Origin of the sequence: Micromonospora sp. U56 (assembly GCF_018070095.1) — a bacterium.
In the GTDB taxonomy this organism is placed as follows: domain Bacteria; phylum Actinomycetota; class Actinomycetes; order Mycobacteriales; family Micromonosporaceae; genus Micromonospora; species Micromonospora purpureochromogenes.
Genome location: NZ_JAGPYL010000043.1, coordinates 1 through 16674, shown reverse-complemented (window position 1 = coordinate 16674; position 16674 = coordinate 1). Strand labels below are relative to the sequence as shown.

Sequence of the window (16674 nt, the reverse complement as noted above, 5' to 3'; positions counted from 1 at the left end):
AGGACCAGGCGGTGGACCAGCGCCGGGGGACTGACTCCTAATGCGCAGGTCTAGCGACGGCTACGGGGACAGCAACAGATTCGGGCCGCACCTGCTGGTCCGCGGAAGCGCTAGCGGAAGAGTTTCTCACTAGCGGTGCTGAACGCGTCGGTGGCCAGCTTCACTTGTTCGTAGCGGTCGGCGAACTCGCCGGCGTCGACATTCCCTCGTCTCCAATATGCTCCGAGAGCTTTGCTGGAGGAGTTCAGCTCATCTAGAGCCTTGAGGACATGCTGGTCACGGCACAGGATGCGCAGCCGTGCTGCGGCTAGTCGAAACCCACCGAGGTCCCAGCCGTCCACACGTCCGGGAAGCCCTAGCTCTCGTTCCTCCCACACTCGGTTCCGGAAATCCTCGGACATTGACACGAGCTGAGCGCACTGCTCGAGCATGAGCTCGGCCAGCCTAGCGTTGCTTTCACCTCGCCGAATCATGTGTTGTCCCAAGATCGCAATCCCAGCACCAGAAACGGCCGCGATAAGAGCCACCCAGGCATCCACACCGTCAGTCTTGCTGCTCGTGTCAACGTCCATGGGACCGCTCGTTCGACCACTAGCGGAAGCAGCGAGGAAGCAGCGAACGTGCCGCATGCGGGCGACACGTGGCGACAGCGGGCCGGGTGGTGGCCGCGCTTGGGGGTACGGGATGACAACCGATGGCAGCAGACGATACGACGCAACGGTGTTCGGGGCGAAGAGATCGGCGTGACTCTCGCTGCCGAGCTCAGTGCCCGGCCACTCGAATGACATCGCCAGGTTCTACGCCAGACGCTGGATTGTGAGGCAGTCCGAAGGCAGATCCGCCTACTGCTGGTTGGGCGTGTTCAGGTCCGCGGTGAGGTCGGCCGCTTGGTCGGCCATGTGTTGGCGTTCCTCCGGGTCGACGTTTTGTTCCCACTCTCGGAAGCGGTGGTAGTGGTCGAGGAGCATGCCGCCGTAGGCGTCGGTGGCGGCGACCTGGCGGAGGTCGGTGTGGCCGGCGAGGACGTCGCGGGCCATCTCTTGGAGGTCGTCGCCGACGACGCCGTCGCGGAGTCGGGTGAGGCTGGCGTGGAGGAGCTCAGCGAGGCCTTGGTCGCCTTCGGTGAGGTCGAGGAACTGCCGCTCTGGTTGCGATTCAGGTTGCGTCATGGAGCACCGGGCTTGTGTAGGGCTGGTCGGGCAGGGGGGCCTTGGACAGGTCGCCGCCCTGCTCGGCGAGGGTCTTGATGAAGCTGAAGAAGCCGAGGATGAGGGTGCCGCCGGCTTGGATCTTCAGCGCGGCGTCGTTGACCTTCTTGACCAGTTCGATGGCTTGCCAGGTGGCGATGCCGTAGCCGGCGACGGCACCGACGCCGGTCTCGATGAGCGCGGTGCCGGCGGCGGCGCTGACGCCGATGATGATGGCCTTGTCGATCATCATTTTGATGAGGCCGCCGATCATGTCGGCCAGGAGCCAGATGGCTCGCGCGGCTTCGTGGTACTTCTCCTCGACCTGGGCCAGGACGACGTTCTGCTGAACCGCTGCCGTTCCAAGCTGGCGGAAGTAGACGAACGCGGCGTCAGCGGCCTGCCCGTCCCACTGTTGGTCCAGCTGAGAGGAGATCAGGCTGACGTTCTGGCCGAGGGCTTGCAGGCTCTGCCCGAGGTTGCCGTAGGCGTCGCCCGCCTTATAGAAGCTTTCCCAGTCCCCCACGAAGGCGTTGCTGATGGTGCCGATCACGTCGTAGCCGGCGACGTCTTTGATGATCTGGTTGACCCAGTGGGAGATGGAGAAGGCATCAAGGATGCCGATGGGATTGGCGAAACCCTTGGTCAGTGAGGCGTCTGGCTGCGCAGGCTCGACGAGGAAGTCCGTCGGCTCTCTCATGGCAGGTTCCCACTGAGAGGGCGCCCGCCCGGCAGTTCGTAGCCGCTGCGGTCGGCGGTCGGGTAGGTGGCGTCCAGTCGGGCGGCGCTGCCGGTGTCGCTACGCCGGTAGTAGTCCGCGGTGCCTTGAAGCGCGTCGCGTGACTTGCCGAGCAGCTCCATCAGGTGCGTGAGCCGCTGGCTCATCTCGTCGACGAGCCTTTGATGTGCGGGCCATGCTTCGTTGAGCAGTCCTTGGCCGTGCCAGGGCATGTCGGTGTGCTTGAGGATGTACGCGCGGGCGGCCTGAGCGTCGAGGCTCGCGTCGTTCAAGCGGGAAGCAGCGCGTTCCAGCGCACCAGGTTCGACGGAAAAGCTCACGACAGGCGGTCCCCGATGAAGCCCGTCACGACGAGCAGGATCGCGGCGGCGAGCAACGCAAGGGCCATGATTCGACCGCGCCGTTTCGACTCGGCGTTGCTGGACGCGCGGTAGACACCGAGGCCCGCCACGGCGGCGACGCCGAGGGGAATTGCCACCGACAGGAAGCGGAAGAACGACCAGGCGCTGAAGGTCCCGTCGTCGCCGACGATCGCCAGCTGGTAGACGAGGAAGCCCAGACCGACCACGCAGAAGAAGAACAGCACCATCGACACCAGAGCGACGCTCCTGCGGAAGTCATGCCACTGATCCAGCTTCTCCGGCACCGCCGTCACCCGATCCGTCTGCCCCGTCTCACTCACGCCCGCACCATGCCACAGCGCGACCACCGAGCGCGACCCCGCTCTCACGCAGACGACTAGCTGTCAGCAGGTAGACCGCCGTTACGCCGAGGCTGCCACCATCGCTATTGGGACAACAGCGGTGACAGCAGCAAGGCAGCGGTGAGGCAGCGCGAGCCCCGATGTTGGTCTGGCCCGAATGCCAAGCGACGGCGGCCGGCACCTGCTCGTTGACGCGTGCCGCCACCGGTTGGCAGCGGGCGACAGCGCGAGTCCGCATCCCCGACCGGGGTCGTCGTACTGCCATCAGCTGCGTTTCTTGGGCGCCGCGACCCGCGCGAATCCCGCGCCCACCACAACCGCGGGTAGCAACAGCACGAGCCAAGCCTCAACCGCCGTGTCGAACAGGGACTCTTCGATGTGAAGCAGTCGTCCTTCGCACAACCCGCAGACCGCCGCGAGCAGGGATACCCACAACAGTCGTGGCCTGGGGACGACGAAGGTCAACGCCGCAGACCCGAAGACCACCAGCAACAACAGCTCAGGACCCTGCAACAGGCTCATCGACGCGCGCATACGAGGGGCCCTCCGAGCGGTAGCTATTGCTGCGTCGCGAGCGTGACGCACACTTCGACGCGGACGGTTGTCACGCTACGCGTGCTCGCGACCACAGCCACCAGGCCAACAGGCCAACGTCGCCTCGCGGCCCAGGCCAGCGACCATCGCCACCAGCAGCCGACGGGTCAGCGGGCTCGGAAAGGTTCGGCTGGAGTTCAAGGGGGGCTCGGACATTCGGCAGCTCGGGCACATGGTTGCCTCCTAGGTGCTGTACGCAGGACTCAGGCCGGGGGTCGTCTCAGTTCCCGTCTCGTTCATGTCCGGCCGGCGGCAATCACCAACGTCCACCCCCTCGTCAGCGCCTGCGGCACGAACGCTGTCGACCGGACAGGAACCGCACCGGGCAGACTTGGAAAGCGTGTTGGGTTAACACCCTCACGAGTTCGAATCTCGTATCCTCCGCTCGACAGAGCGACACGAAGGGCCGGCCCCCGCATGGGACCGGCCCTTCGTCGTCTCTATGGTCGCTCTCGTCTCACTTGTCGGTTCCTGCCCGTCTGGTACCGGGCTGCCATCGCGAGTTCGACCAGGCCATGATGCCCGTCACGGCGGGGCCGGAGACGCCGAGGACCAGGAGCGCGGTGGCAGCGGTGTGCCGGGCTCGTGCAGCCCTCCGTCCCGCGCTCCCGCGAGCAGCCGTTTTCACTCGTCGTAGTCGGTCGCCTGGTGGATTGCCTGGCCTGCGGGTGGGGCGATTCCTCATCGCGCCAGACTGGGCGGCGGTTTCGCGCTCGGTGTCCTGTTGATCCGAGTGCTGCCTGAGTAGGTCCGGCAGGCGATGGAGCGGCGGCTGGCGCGCGATCTTGGTATCCGCCGCGACCGGCGCAGGGGTTACCGGGCGGTGGCGGCCCTGCCGCGATGGTGCCGGGCTGCCCAGGCCATTGCCGTCAAGGCAACAGTGGCCGCGACGGCGACAACCGTTATGGGCCAGAAGCGATGCCGGCCTAAGACGATCTTGTCGGCGATCTCGACCATCCCCTCCAACCGGTGCGGATCGGCCGGCTCGATGCGGCCATGCCACGCCAGAACGAACCGCCCAGACTGCCGCCAGCGCCAGTTTGAGGGTTCAGCCTGGCCCGGCGCAGGGGCGTTGTAGCGCACCAGCTCCTCTGCCTCGTCCTCACCGGCCATCTCGTACACGTCAAGGCTTTCGGTAAGGACGGCGTCGAAGCACTCATTCGGATCATATTTATAGGCGTCCGGCGCGTCGGTCTCGGCAGGATCCGGCTCCCACGTCTCTCGATATTTCTTCGGAACGCAGAAGTGGAAATCTTGGCGTTCCTGGCCGGGGAATTGATACTTGGCGTGGATGGCGTCAAAGACCGTCTGCGCCGTGGGTGTGGGCCCGTCGTCGAATCGAGCCAACACATCAGGCGCCGCAATCGCCAGCACCCCAGCCAGCACACCCGCCAGCGCCACTGCGCTCACGACTCGCTGCACCCGCGCGGCGAATGCGTCCAAATCGCCCCGGGCTTGCCCTGCCGTCACCGGTGCCGCCTCCCGAAGAGCCACAGTGCCCGGTCACCGTACTCGAATTGCTGTCGGACGACTGGTGCCGATGCTGCTCCGCGGCTTGCTGCACGAGTCGGAAACGCTCGTGGCCTTGGGCGGCAGACATGGAAAGCGTGTTGGGTTAACACCCTCACGAGTTCGAATCTCGTATCCTCCGCTCGACAGAGCGACACGAAGGGCCGGCCCCCGCACGGGACCGGCCTTTCGTCGTACGCGAGAAAGGTCACCCGCGGGCGCGGGCCCAGGAGACGAACCGGTCAATCAGGCCCGCCGGCGATGCAGTGGGGCCGGAACCGGCCAGTTCTTCGGCGGCCTCGGCCTGGAGGGTCGCCAGGTAGACGGTGAGCGCGGCTCGGTCGTGTCGGTACTCGGCGAGCAGCCGCAGCTTCGCCGCCGAGCAGGGCCAGGCGATGCCGCACGCCTGGCAGCGCCAGGTGGGTCGGGTCGGGACGTGCCCCCGGCGGCGGCTCACCGCGACGGCACCTCGACGGCGACTGCCCGGTCGACCCGGACGAACGCGAAGCGCTGCCGGATACGGAGCGTGCCGTCCGGGTTCACCTCGTGGCCGCGCAGTTCGGCCCAGAGCACCCCCTCGAACCGGGCGACGCTCAGCACCTCGGTGATCCACAGGGTCAGCGGGCCCGTCCCGAAGCGGTACGCGTCGGCCGGGACGCGGATCGTGGCGCCGACGGCGACGCGGGTCGTGGACGGCATGGGCGGAGCCTCCTTCGCGTGGAGGGGGCCGCCCCGCCTCCCCGTCGAGGCGGCCCCTGACTGACGCCGGCCGCCGGGCTGGATCACCTCCACCGGCCGCGCCGTCCTGTGCGACCACCCTTCCGCGCGTCACCGGACAGGTACACCGCGTAGCTATATGGTCGGCGGATATTCGAGACATCCGATGGAGGGGCCGTGAACGACGCGCTACGGGCGGCGCTGAGCGACACCGGGCACACCACCGAATCCCTCGCCGAGCGCGTCGGCGTCGACCCGAAGACCGTCGCGCGCTGGCTGACCGAGGGGCGCATCCCGCACCCTCGGCACCGCTTCACGGCGGCCGAAGCGCTCGGCCGGGACGTATCGGACATCTGGCCGGACACATCAAGACGTCGGGATCCGATCTGGTTCCGCCCCTGGCAGGAAATCGAGCGTGAGGCGGTGTCGCTGCGGTGGTTCGAGCCGAGCGTCCTGCCTGGCCTTCTCCAGACCGAGGCATATGCCCGAGCGGTGCTCAGCGACGCGGGGCTGATCCCCCGAGGTGACGTCGAGCGGCACCTGGCGGCCCGCCTCGCTCGCCAAGGGATTCTCAAGCGGGATGACCCACCGCAGTTCACGGCCGTCGTCGATGAGGCGGTCCTCCGTCGGCCGGTCGGAGGCCGGGCGACGATGCACGAGCAACTGCGGGCCCTGGTCATGGCGTGCGCCGAGCCGCACATCCGGGTGCACGTCGTGCCGTCCAGCGTCGGTGCCTACGCGGGCCTCAACGGCCCTTTCGTGATCGCCAACAGCCACGACCACCGAATCGCCGGCTACCTCGACAACCAACTTCAGGGACAAGTGGTTAGCGACCCGGAGGACATCGCGGCGATGATGGCAGCGTGGGAGAACGTGCGCGGCGAGGCCTTGTCCCACTGGCAATCAGTCGATCTCATCACGGAAGTGGCGGAGACATGGACTTGAACAACGCGCGATGGCGCAAGAGCAGCCGCAGCAGCGGCAACGGCGGTGCCTGCGTCGAGGTCGCCGACAACCTGCCCGGCATCGTCGGCGTACGCGACTCGAAGGACCCGACCGGACCGGCGCTCGTCTTCGCGCCGGCGGCCTGGCGCGCGTTCGTCGCCCGGGTCGCCGAGCGGGCCTGACCCGAGCCTGAGCGGGAGCGCCCGGCGCTGACGGGACAAGGCTCCGGCCAACACGGGGCGGATGGCCGACGATCCGGCAGGTACCGTCCGGTGATCCGCGGCGGCACCGGATCCGTCGTACACATGTTCCATCCACAGGCCGTGGATGCCGGAGGGCTCGGATGAGTTACCAGCTCAGCGCGGTGGTCGCGGACGTCGAGCTGCTCCGCGAGCAGACCGCCGAGCTGGACCACGCCGTCCTCGCCGCGCTCCGGCAGGACTTCGCGCTGCTGCCGGTGACCCCGCAACTCGTGCAGGAGCTGACCGGCAGGCTGCCCGACTTCGCCACCGACGAGCCGAGCGCGGAGCAGCCGTTCCAGTTGCTCCTCTCGCCGACGCTGGCGGAGCTGCTGGCCCGCTGGTCACGGCGGGGGCCGGTGGCGTACCTGGAGGCGGAGTTCGCCGGGGGCCTCCGCTACCAGTCGGCGGTGGTGTGGCTGGGTGGCGAGGTGAGCTGGGGGCCGCGGGTCGACCGGCTCCTCGACGGGCCGCGTGTCGAGTGGCCGATCAACTCGGCGCTGGCCCGGTTGGGCGCCGAACCCGGTCCGTGGATCGACCCCTTCGCCGAGCTGGGTCTGCACCTGGAGCGGCACACCGACGGCTGGCTGGTCCACGGACGGCGGGGCCTGTCCGCCGACTACTGGGACGAGCTGGCGGAGGAGTGGGAATACCGGCAATCCGGCGAGGAGCAGCAACCTGAGCGGCGCGGTTCCGTTGGGGACTGGGGGATTCCATGAAATTGCGGCAATTCGTATTCATTGCCACGCTGCTGACGGCTGCCTCGATCTCGGGGAGCGGTGTCCGTCCACAGGGGGCGGACGTGCCGGCTCGCCCGGTCGGCGACACCGAGGTGGTCCACCTGAGCGGCTTGGCCGAGATCGAGTTCGGCGACACCGAGCAGGAGCTGACCCGCCGGGGTGTGCTGCGCGCCGAGGTCGACGCCTGCGGGCCGACGCTGGCCGGGCACGGGGCGGCCAGCCCCATCTTCGTGGATGACCGGCTGGTGCTGCTCTGGCTGGACGACCCGATGAGCACTCCGGAGGGGATCACCGTCGGCACGCCGGTCGACGAGGTGCTGGCCAACTACCCATCGGCGGTCCGGCTCGACGCTCCACAACGGACGTACCGGTTTGACGGGCTGCTCGCCCGCGACGGCGACCGGGCGTACCTCTTCCTGCACGACGGTACCTCGGTCCGGGAGATCATCGCCGGGTACGCCGACTGGGCCCGCCGGCTCTTCGACGAGGGCTACGGCCCCTGCTGACCAGCGGCACCGACGGCAAGTAAGGCGGATTGTCGAAGATCGGCTTCCGTGGAATCATCTCCTCGCCCGCGGGGTCGCCGCGCGGCATCTCATGGGGGAGTTGATGTGAGAACAATCCTGTCCGCCCGCCCCGAGAATCGGCCGAGCAGGGGATTCCCCCGGATCGCGCTGGTCGCCGCGGCCGTGCTGACCGTCCCGGCGTTCCTGGTAGGACCGTCGGCCGCAGGCGTCAGCGAGACGACGCCGACCGCGGCCACCGCCCGTTCGTCCACCGCCACCGCCACCGCGCCCGCCGGAGCCGCAGCCCCGGTGTCGTCGCCGGCCGCCACCGCGACCGCCCGGGCATCGTCGCCGACCGCCCCGGCCCGCGCCGCGTCCCCCACGCCCACGCCCACGCCCACGGCGTCGTCGACGACGGCGGCCGGGCTGACCACCGAGCAGACCCGTACCCGGTCGGCCACCATCACCCCGGCGCCCCGGAAACCCCGCTCGTTCTGCGGCGGCAAGCTGGCCTTCGGCACCGTCAACAACTGCGGGCTGATCATCGGCCAGGCGCAGGACAGCTGGACATTCACCACGACCGCCGACTCGGATGTGCTGTACCTCCAGGTTGTGGAGCTGTCCGGGGTCAGCCTCGCCATCCGGGTGAACCACCAGGACGGCTGGACGGCCTGCGAGCTCAGCGCCTACCACGAATACCTCGACCAGTGCCGGCTCGGCCCTGCCGGCGCCTACACGCTCACGGTCGGCATCAAGGGCGGCAGCGGGAAGGGGGGCTACACCCTTTCGGCCGAGTCGAGGCGGACACCGTCAACCTGCGGACAACTGCCGGCGGACGCCTTCTCGTGGGCGTCGGCAGGAGTCAGCGGCACCCTCTCGGCCGGGTCGGCCGCTCGGTGCTTCACGTTCGACCAGCCCATCGGCAGCAAGCTGTTCATCGCCGAGCCGCACGAGCGCGATCGCACCGGCCTGCGGGCGGAGATCACGGACGCGCGCCACCAGCAGCTGTGCGAGTCCCACTACGCGTACTTCGACTGCACGCTGAGCTCGGCCGGGCCGTACCGGATCTTCATCCAGCACATCGACGGCAAGGCGACGGCGTACAACCTCAGGCTGCCGCGCATCTCCCAGGCGGTCGGCTGCCCGACGCTGCCGCTGGCCCCGTTCGGTGACCCCGGCGCGGCCGTCGGCCGGGGCCGGCTGGAGCCGTACGAGCGGGCCTGCCACTCGTTCACCACCACGACCGCCACTCAGGTCATGGTCCGCATAAGCCCGTCCTCACTGGACTGGAGACTGTACGACGACGCGGGGCGGTACATCTGCGACCAGGGTTCGGTGGAGTACTGCGACCTGCCTGCCGCGGGGCGGTACACGCTGCTGCCGTGGAGCGGCAGTTACTCCACGGCGCGGGACTACCAGGTGGGGGTGACCCCGCTGCACCGCGTCGACGGGTGCGGGGCGAGCACCGGCACCTCCTGGGACCAGCCGACCCTGCAGGTGCGGCTGACCTCACCGGTGCAGGCAACCTGTCATCCGTTCCAGGGCAGGGCCGGCGACCGGGTGGTCGCGTACACCGGGCCGGTTGAGACGATCGAGTGGCTGGTCGACCAGAGCGGCACCCGAATCTGCACCAACTGGTCCCCCAGGGACGGCGGCTGCGTGCTCCCGGCCGACGGCACCTACCGGATGATCTGGTCTCCGTCGCGGTGGGTCTCCGACAGCCTCGATCCGACGTACCAGGTGCAGATCCGGCGGCTCACCGACGCCGCCGGCTGCCCCACCCTCGTACCCGGCAGCTACGACGCCGCGCCGGTGCTGACCGGCATCCGCTGCCGCGCGGTGGAGATCGCGGAGGCCGGCGACTACCGGCTCCGCACCGTCAACGCGACCAACAACGCCGTGTCGAGTTGGATGTACGACCGCGAGGGCCGGACAATCTGCCTTCCCGACCGCTGCACCTTCCCCACCGCCGGCCGGTACACCCTGGTGTTCGAGCCGCAGGGCGTGGTCGAGAACCACGTCGAGCACGCCGCCGCGCTCCTGCCGTGGGCGCCGTCGGGCTGTGCCACGGTGTCGGACACCGGCTGGCGGGACGCGTCGCACCGGGGCGCGTTCCAGGTCGCCGGGCAGGTCAACTGCCTCCAGCTGACCAGCCCGGCCGGCTCCCATATCGCGCTGTCGGAGCCCGTCGAAAGCTTCTATGACCGGCGGACGGCGACCAGGGTGGTCGACGCCACCGGGGCCGAAGTGTGCGACTCGCCAAAGGGGTACAGCTGTGAACTGCTCGGGCAGGCACCCTTCTTCGCCCTGATCGACAGCGTCATCAACAAGCCCACGGCCACGTACGCGATGGCCTTCTCCCGGGTCGACGGGCCGCCTGCCTGCCCGGCACTCCCCAGGGACGTGGAGACCGCGGTGACCACCGGGGCGGACCGCTTCGTGGCCTGCTTCTCCATCCCGGCCGACCAGCACGCCGCGATGGAGAGCTTCACCTGGAAGCGCATCGCCGGCACCGGAGTCGCCGATGTGTCGGTCTTCGACAGCCGAGGCCCCTGGGTGTGCGGCCGCCAGGGCGGGCTCGAAGCCGAGGCCACCCGCACCTGCAGCCTGCTGGACGCCCCCGTGACAGTGCTGTTCGAGACGGACGGGAAGGATGCCACGTACCGGCTCACTCACCGGGACGCCAGCGCCCCGACCACGTGAGCATTGATGGGCCGGCCCTGCGGGGCCGGCCCACCGACCAGGCCGTACACGCGAAGAACGCCCGGCCGGTCCTCAGGGACCGACCGGGCGTTCCGCATTTCACGAGCGGTGGCGGCAGGATCTGCCGGTGGTCGCCGCCTGGGCGATCACCGTCGCGGCGCGACCCCGGCCGCAGGTTGCCGCGTCGTCGCGGTGGTGAACAGGGAGACCTGCACGGTGACGGACCGGCTGGACGCCAGGTGGCCGGCGTCGCCGGGGAAGGTGACGGTGTAGGTGTTGGCCCCACCGAAGCGCGGCGTGTCGGTGAAGGAGAAGGTCCCGTTCGCGGTGGTGGTGACGTTTGGCAGGACGTGGGTGCCGAAGCGGTCCCGCTTCGCCACCTGGAGCGTCCGGGGCGACGACACGGCGGCACCGGTGAACGCCAGCGTGCCGGTGACCGTGACCTTCGTCCGGTACGTGCTGGTCGGCGCCGACAGGGTCAGCGAGGATTCGGCCTTCGTGAAGTCGGTCAGCAGCCGCAGGGTTGGGTTGGTCCCGGTGTGGTCGGTGGTGACGGCGTAGAGCGTGCGGTTGTCGGCGCTGACCGCGAGGCCCTGCCGCTCGACGTGGGTGTCCGTCGGCAGCTTGTAGCTGCGCACCAGGCTTCCGTCGAGCCGCTCGACCCGGATCGTCGAGGACGTCTCCGCCGACCTGTTCGTGTTGGCGACGATCACGAAGGAGCCGTTCGGGGACGTCGTCACGGCGGTCGGCCAGGTGCCGGACGGGTACCCGCCCGCCGCCGACAGGTCCGTCGTCGAGAACCCCACGTGCTGGGTGGCGGCCGCCGTCTGGTCGCCGTTCAGAAATGAACAGCCCAGGATCACCCTGCTCGCGTCGGGCGTCAGCGCGGCGTCGTGCAGGCCGGTGCAGGTGTCCGACGGCATGGACGCGACCAGCGCAGGAGTACCGGACGAGACGTCGTACACGGTCGCTCTGCCCGAGGAGGGGGTGGTGACGGAGGACTGGTCCGCCACGAAGAGCAGATCCGGGTCGGCCGGGCTGCTCCGCAGCAACGGGGGCCGGACGAACGTGCCGTTGAGCGGCAGGCCGAGGGCCACGACCGGCGCCGCTCCGCGCAGGTCGAGCGAGCCCAGCAGGCCCTTGCCGTACGTGCAGCCGTACCCGAAGTAGAGCTTCCCGCCGGCGGGCGCCAGCCAGGTGGGACAGGTGCCGGCGCCGATGCTGTAGCGGCGTGTCTCGGTCAGCGTCCTGGTGTCGATCGCGGCGATGGCGCCCGCCTGGATGAGCGCCACGTGCAGCGTCGCCCCGTCCGGGCTCAGCGCCATGCCGGAGGCGTCCGGCAGGTTCGCGATCGTCGTCTGCGAACCGCCCACCAGGTCCGTCACCCGCACGCCCGACCCCGTCCGCCCGGGGCTGAAGAAAAGATGCCCGCGCGCCGAGTCGACGACCATCTGCGAGTACGTCGTGATGCCGAGCCCGACCGTACTGTCGGCGTGCGCCACGCCGGAGCTCAGCGGCGATGCGACGCCGAGCGTCGCGCCGAGCGCCACGACCATGAGGCGTGCCAGCTGCTTGACCCGCACGTCCCACCCCCTTGAGACCAAGATCCACGGTTACGTGCGGAGCAAGCTTAGAGGCAGGCACGGCTCGGCGAGGCCCCCGGCACCGCCGGGACCGCTACCGAGCCGAAGGCAGGAAGACCGGCCTGCCGGATCAGTTGACCTGTTCGTGGTGACGGCAGTCGTGGATGGGACGACGGGACCGGAATGACGAAACGCCCGGCCGCGCGCGAGGAGCTGCCGGGCGTTGTCGTGCGGGAAGGGGCGTCAGTTCCTTCCGCCGCCGCCCTGCGGTCCGGCGACCTGGGTGCCGTAGTGCATGGGCCAGATCCGGTCGGTACGCAGGCTCGCGCCGCTCCACGAGACGAACTGCGGTACGAGCCCGCCGGTGGACCCGTGGAACGGAACCATCGAACCGGACGCGTACCCGGCGGTGTCGCCGGCCACCTCCTCCCCGGTCGACGTCACGACGGCGTCCAGCGGGCCGGTGCCGTTGAGGTTCAACACCGCGACCGACGCGCCGAACTTGTCACCGCGCTCGACCGTGCCCGGGATGTTCGGGTGGTTCTGGTCGAACGCTTGGGCGCCGCTGCCGGTGATGCCCGAGGCGGAGCCCTTGAGCAGGGTGACCACCCCGCCCTCGTCGGTCGGGCCGACCTCCTCGCCCGGCGAGCCGACCAGCACGTCCGCCCTCCCGTCGCCGGTCACGTCGCCGGTCGCGAGCGACGCGCCGAAGCGGTCGTAGCCCTCGGGCTCGCCCGGCACGCCGGCGGTGCGCTGCGTGACGATCCGGACCGCACTGCCGGACAGACCGGCGGTCCGCCCCGTGAAGACCGCGATCAGACCGCCGTAGATGTCCGGCGTCTGGGCGCCGGGCGCGCCGGCAACGACCTCGCCCAGCCCGTCGCCGTTCACGTCGCCGATGGCAAGCGTCTCGCCCAGGTTCCAGGCGATGGTGTCGGGCTGGCCGGTCGCGGCACGCACCGCCGCTCCGGTGGCCGAGGTGGCGCCGGTGGACGACACGCCACTCGGCGAACCCCACATCAGCGTGACCATGCCGCTGCCACCCCAGAACGTGCCTTCGTTCTCGCGAAGAGCGCCGATCACCAAATCGTTGTAGCGGTTGTTGTTGACCTTCCCGATCGCCAGCGAGAAGCCGAAGTAGTCGTCGCGCTCGGCCGCACCCGGCACCCCGGCCTGATCCTGTTGGAGGTACTGGGCACCGGTGGCCGTCAGGCCGGTCGCCCCACCGAAAAGGACGGTGACCGCACCGGCGCCCGGCTTGCCCCCGATCCCCTCCCCGTACGCGCCGATGGCGAGGTCCTCGCGGCCGTCCCCGTTGATGTCGCCGGCCGCCAGCGTGGCGCCGAACCGGTCCTGGTTCTCCGCCGTGTCCGGAACACCCGGTGAACTCTGGCTGAAGTGCTTCGCCGCATCGACCACCAGGCCGGCACTGCTACCCGGGATGACCCAGACCCCGCCGGCATAGGTCTTGTTTCCCGGATCCAACTCGCCCATGGCGCCGATCGCGAGGTCGTCGTACCGATCGCCGTTGAAGTCCCCGGCGGCGAGCGCCCACCCGAAGGCAGTGCTACCGCTTTCCGGCGTCGCGGCACCGATGAGGTAGTCGACCTGCGGCGCGGACGAGTACCGCACCACGACCACGCCGGTCGCCCCGTACGGCAGGTTGGTGTTCAAGGGGTCGCCGGTAGCGGCGATGTCGTCGACGCCGTCGCCGTCGAAGTCGGAACGGGTGCCGCCGGTCCCCCGCATCGGCGTGGTGGCCTTCGCCACCCGGTGGTGCTGCAGCACAACGCCTTCCCGCGTGATGACTCGTACGTCGTCCGACGCCTGCGCGGGGGCACCCACCGCCAGTCCGGCCAGCACGGCCACCAGCGATGCACTCGTAGTTCTTCGACCCACCAAAACCCCCGATCGTGGTCAACTGCCCCGACACCGTAGAGGGATGGACGATCGGCGATAACTGGGCGAACGGGCGGGTCGGCCGCCGACCGGCCGGTACCGTCCGCCGATCGGTCGATGCGCGGCGACAGCGACGCGAAGGCGCGGGTCGTGTTCAGCCGAGCCGGCCTCGGTCGCGGGGCGGCAGGGGGTCGTCGTAGGCGCCCGGCGGACCGGTGTAGCGCTCACCGTCGAGGTACGGCAGGGCGTTCGCGGTGCAGCCGTGCAGGCCCAGCGACTGCTGCTGCATCACCGGTGCCGGTCGGCCCCGACCCGGGCACCGCTCGTGACCCATGCCGAGCCGGTGCCCGACCTCGTGGTTGATCATGTACCACCGGTAGGTGGCGAGGCTCGCGCCATAGTGCGGCACCCCCTTCACCCAGCGCGCCACGTTGAGCACCACCCGGTTTCCGTTGCGGCAGGAGGTGTAGCCGTCGTGCAGGTCCTGGCACAGCTCGTCCCGCGTGCCTGGGGTGGCCAGGTAGATGGTGAAGTCGGCCGGCTGGCCCCAGCCGACCCGGCGCAGCCGCAGCGTCCCGCCCGCGGTCCACCCCTGCGGGTCGTTCAACGTCCTGCTGACCTCCGCCGCGAACTCGGTCACCGGCAGGCCCTGGATGTCGCGCTCCACCGCCACCCGGTAGCGCAGCAGCCGCCCGGTCCCGCCAGACGCCGGTGTTTCCGCGGCGCCGCGGTGCCACCGGTTGCCGCCGTCAGCCGGATAGCTGACGGCGGCAGCTCGTGGCCGGGCGGTCACCGGTGGCGGTGCGGGGGTGGTCGTGGCCGCCCCGGCGGCCGGGGCGGGTGGCTGACCAAGCGCCGGTCGCGTGCAACCGGTCGCCGCGCTGAGCAGCAAAGCTGCCAGCGACAGTGCCGCGCCGGCGGCGCGGGTCCGAACCGTAGTCTTCGTCGTCATGCGTCTCCCCTCGCTGCGCAGCGCCGGCCGGTCGTGCGCAGCGAGGAGGACGGGTGGCCCGGCCAGAAAGTTGATCTCGCACGGACTCAACCTTTCACCCGTCCCACCCGTCCTGTCCGTCGTGGGATGCGCGAAGGACGGGCGATGCGGGCAGGGCGGGCATGGCCCGGGGTGACGCGGAGTTCGTCGAGTTCGCCCGGGCGGCGTCCGGTCGACTGGTGCACGCCGCCTTCCTGATCACCGGCGACCACCACCTGGCCGAGGACGCGGCGCAGACCGCGCTGGTCCGCACCTACGCGTCCTGGTCCCGGGTCCGCGACAGCGACGCCTACGGTTACGCCCGGACCGTGATGGTCAACCACCTCGTCGACAGCTGGCGGCGCCCGATCCGCGAGTACCCCAGCGAGGAGATCCCGGAGCAACCTCGGGGCGACGTCGCGGACGAGGTCGCCACCCGACGCTGGTTGCTCGGCATCCTCGGCACGCTCAGCCCGCGCGAGCGCGCCATCGTCGTCCTGCGTTACTACTTCGATCTGCCGGAGCTGCAGGTGGCCCACGAACTCGACGTCTCGGTCGGGACGGTCAAGAGCACCAGTTCCCGCGCCCTGGAGAAGCTGCGCAAGGCCGGCGCCGGGGCGTCGGCGACCCACGGGGCGCGCCGATGAACGAGACGGACCAGCTCCGACAGGCCATGCGGGCGACCGAACGGACCGGGCGGGACGCCCTCGACCTGACCACGATCATGCGCGAGGGTCGCCGCCTGCGTCGCCGCCGGCGGCTCGCCGGCCCCGGCGCGGCGGCGGTTGTGCTGGCGGTGGTCGCCGGCGTCACGGCCGCTGTGCAGCAGGCCGGCCCGCCGGAGCCCCAGCGGCCGGATGCGCCAGCCGTCACCGCACCTGCCGTCCACCCCTCGGCGGACCCCACACCGAGCCCGGAAGAGCCGCCACCGGTCCCGGTCGGTCGCGTGGTGGACAGCGGGATCCGGTACGGCGCCGACGAGCGGGTCTTCTACTTCGTCGCCGTCGACCTACCCGACGTACCCGGGGTGACGATCGGACTGGTCGCCGGCCGCCGCTCCGCCGACGGCAGGCTGACCTCGGACTTCCTGGTCAACGACGTCGAGGGCAACGATCGCCGCCCCGGATTCCACCAGATCGGCTACGACCAGTCGGGACCCGGCCCGGACCGCAACCCGGTGCCCACCTTCGGATACTTCGTCGGTCCTGCGAAGCGCATCGTCGGCACCGTCGACGGCCGTCAGATCGACGCCCGGCTGGCGAAGTGGAGCGCGGACCCGGCGGTGGTGATCTTCTGGTTCGACCCGCAGCAACTGGCTCCCGGGGTACGCCTGGACGGCATCGTCGCCGACGACGCGCAGGGCCGGAGGCTCTGAGAGACCGTCGGGTAACCGGTTGAGGACTGAGGGTTATAGCGAGACGCGCCGATTGGCGGTGCTCGACAAATAGATCATCCCCGCCATGATCGCGATGTGTGTGCAACAGAGATCGTGGCGGGGATGATGCCCGCTCATGTTATCCGTCGAGTGTGACTGACGCGATGTGGGCGGTCCTCGCCCCGCTGATGCCGGTGCGTGAACTGCGTAAAGGCGGTCGGCCGCGGGTCTACGGCGATCGGTTGATCCTGGACTCGATTTTCTA

At 69.8% G+C, this 16674-nt stretch carries 19 protein-coding genes; 7 read left to right on the top strand and 12 right to left on the bottom strand.

All coding sequences use genetic code 11. The annotated features are described in order from the left end of the window. Nucleotides 1-110 precede the first annotated feature (110 nt). From KBX37_RS16320 to KBX37_RS16280, 9 genes are all read right to left on the bottom strand, one after another. Nucleotides 111-572 carry a hypothetical protein gene (locus KBX37_RS16320; protein ID WP_210776807.1) on the bottom strand — a complete coding sequence of 154 codons (462 nt, stop codon included), beginning with the start codon at nucleotides 570-572 and terminating at the stop codon, nucleotides 111-113. A gap of 270 nt (nucleotides 573-842) precedes the next feature. Continuing rightward, nucleotides 843-1169, bottom strand: coding sequence for a hypothetical protein (locus tag KBX37_RS16315; protein WP_210776806.1), 327 nt, complete (start codon nucleotides 1167-1169; stop codon nucleotides 843-845). Beyond that, nucleotides 1156-1887 carry a WXG100 family type VII secretion target gene (locus KBX37_RS16310; RefSeq protein WP_210776805.1) on the bottom strand — a complete coding sequence of 244 codons (732 nt, stop codon included), beginning with the start codon at nucleotides 1885-1887 and terminating at the stop codon, nucleotides 1156-1158. Before KBX37_RS16310 ends, KBX37_RS16315 begins: the two co-directional genes overlap by 14 nt. After that, nucleotides 1884-2246, bottom strand: coding sequence for a WXG100 family type VII secretion target (locus tag KBX37_RS16305; protein ID WP_210776804.1), 363 nt, complete (start codon nucleotides 2244-2246; stop codon nucleotides 1884-1886). The genes KBX37_RS16310 and KBX37_RS16305 overlap by 4 nt, the downstream gene beginning before the upstream one ends. Next, nucleotides 2243-2608: a hypothetical protein gene (locus KBX37_RS16300; RefSeq protein ID WP_307849089.1), complete on the bottom strand. Its 366-nt coding sequence runs from the start codon at nucleotides 2606-2608 to the stop codon at nucleotides 2243-2245. Before KBX37_RS16300 ends, KBX37_RS16305 begins: the two co-directional genes overlap by 4 nt. A gap of 285 nt (nucleotides 2609-2893) precedes the next feature. After that, complete coding sequence (locus tag KBX37_RS16295; protein ID WP_210776803.1) at nucleotides 2894-3151, bottom strand: hypothetical protein; 258 nt, start codon at nucleotides 3149-3151, stop codon at nucleotides 2894-2896. A gap of 885 nt (nucleotides 3152-4036) precedes the next feature. Continuing rightward, complete coding sequence (locus KBX37_RS16290) at nucleotides 4037-4633, bottom strand: hypothetical protein (protein WP_210776802.1); 597 nt, start codon at nucleotides 4631-4633, stop codon at nucleotides 4037-4039. A 307-nt stretch (nucleotides 4634-4940) separates the two neighbouring features. Continuing rightward, nucleotides 4941-5189 carry a flavin reductase gene (locus KBX37_RS16285; RefSeq protein WP_210776801.1) on the bottom strand — a complete coding sequence of 83 codons (249 nt, stop codon included), beginning with the start codon at nucleotides 5187-5189 and terminating at the stop codon, nucleotides 4941-4943. Beyond that, nucleotides 5186-5431: a hypothetical protein gene (locus KBX37_RS16280; RefSeq protein WP_210776800.1), complete on the bottom strand. Its 246-nt coding sequence runs from the start codon at nucleotides 5429-5431 to the stop codon at nucleotides 5186-5188. Before KBX37_RS16280 ends, KBX37_RS16285 begins: the two co-directional genes overlap by 4 nt. Before the next feature lie 195 nt (nucleotides 5432-5626). Here KBX37_RS16280 and KBX37_RS16275 point away from each other — a divergent pair, with 195 nt between their 5' ends. The 5 genes from KBX37_RS16275 to KBX37_RS16255 all read left to right on the top strand — a co-directional run bounded on the left by KBX37_RS16275 (nucleotide 5627) and on the right by KBX37_RS16255 (nucleotide 10582). Next, a complete protein-coding gene (locus KBX37_RS16275; RefSeq protein ID WP_210776799.1) occupies nucleotides 5627-6394 on the top strand; it encodes a helix-turn-helix transcriptional regulator in 768 nt (255 codons plus the stop codon). Beyond that, nucleotides 6385-6576, top strand: coding sequence for a DUF397 domain-containing protein (locus KBX37_RS16270; protein WP_210776798.1), 192 nt, complete (start codon nucleotides 6385-6387; stop codon nucleotides 6574-6576). The genes KBX37_RS16275 and KBX37_RS16270 overlap by 10 nt, the downstream gene beginning before the upstream one ends. A gap of 161 nt (nucleotides 6577-6737) precedes the next feature. Next, nucleotides 6738-7352, top strand: a complete 615-nt coding sequence (locus tag KBX37_RS16265; RefSeq protein WP_210776797.1) for a hypothetical protein — start codon at nucleotides 6738-6740, stop codon at nucleotides 7350-7352. Between the two features lie 32 nt (nucleotides 7353-7384). After that, on the top strand, nucleotides 7385-7879 hold the full coding sequence (locus tag KBX37_RS16260) for a hypothetical protein (protein ID WP_374103763.1): 495 nt from the start codon (nucleotides 7385-7387) through the stop codon (nucleotides 7877-7879). 105 nt (nucleotides 7880-7984) lie between these two features. Then, nucleotides 7985-10582, top strand: coding sequence for a hypothetical protein (locus KBX37_RS16255; protein WP_210776795.1), 2598 nt, complete (start codon nucleotides 7985-7987; stop codon nucleotides 10580-10582). A 146-nt stretch (nucleotides 10583-10728) separates the two neighbouring features. Here the strand turns inward: KBX37_RS16255 and KBX37_RS16250 are convergent, their stop codons facing one another. From KBX37_RS16250 to KBX37_RS16240, 3 genes are all read right to left on the bottom strand, one after another. Continuing rightward, nucleotides 10729-12165 (bottom strand): hypothetical protein, encoded by a 1437-nt coding sequence (locus tag KBX37_RS16250; protein WP_210776794.1) that lies wholly within the window; start codon nucleotides 12163-12165, stop codon nucleotides 10729-10731. A gap of 243 nt (nucleotides 12166-12408) precedes the next feature. Continuing rightward, entirely contained in the window at nucleotides 12409-13953 is a 1545-nt protein-coding gene (locus KBX37_RS16245) for an FG-GAP and VCBS repeat-containing protein (RefSeq protein ID WP_307849088.1), read from the bottom strand. A gap of 265 nt (nucleotides 13954-14218) precedes the next feature. Further along, nucleotides 14219-15016 carry a DUF3152 domain-containing protein gene (locus KBX37_RS16240; protein WP_210776792.1) on the bottom strand — a complete coding sequence of 266 codons (798 nt, stop codon included), beginning with the start codon at nucleotides 15014-15016 and terminating at the stop codon, nucleotides 14219-14221. Between the two features lie 161 nt (nucleotides 15017-15177). Here KBX37_RS16240 and KBX37_RS16235 point away from each other — a divergent pair, with 161 nt between their 5' ends. Together KBX37_RS16235 and KBX37_RS16230 are read left to right on the top strand one after the other, a co-directional pair. Then, nucleotides 15178-15681 carry a SigE family RNA polymerase sigma factor gene (locus KBX37_RS16235; protein WP_210776791.1) on the top strand — a complete coding sequence of 168 codons (504 nt, stop codon included), beginning with the start codon at nucleotides 15178-15180 and terminating at the stop codon, nucleotides 15679-15681. After that, a complete protein-coding gene (locus KBX37_RS16230) occupies nucleotides 15678-16409 on the top strand; it encodes a hypothetical protein (protein ID WP_210776790.1) in 732 nt (243 codons plus the stop codon). The genes KBX37_RS16235 and KBX37_RS16230 overlap by 4 nt, the downstream gene beginning before the upstream one ends. The last annotated feature ends 265 nt before the right edge of the window (nucleotides 16410-16674 follow it).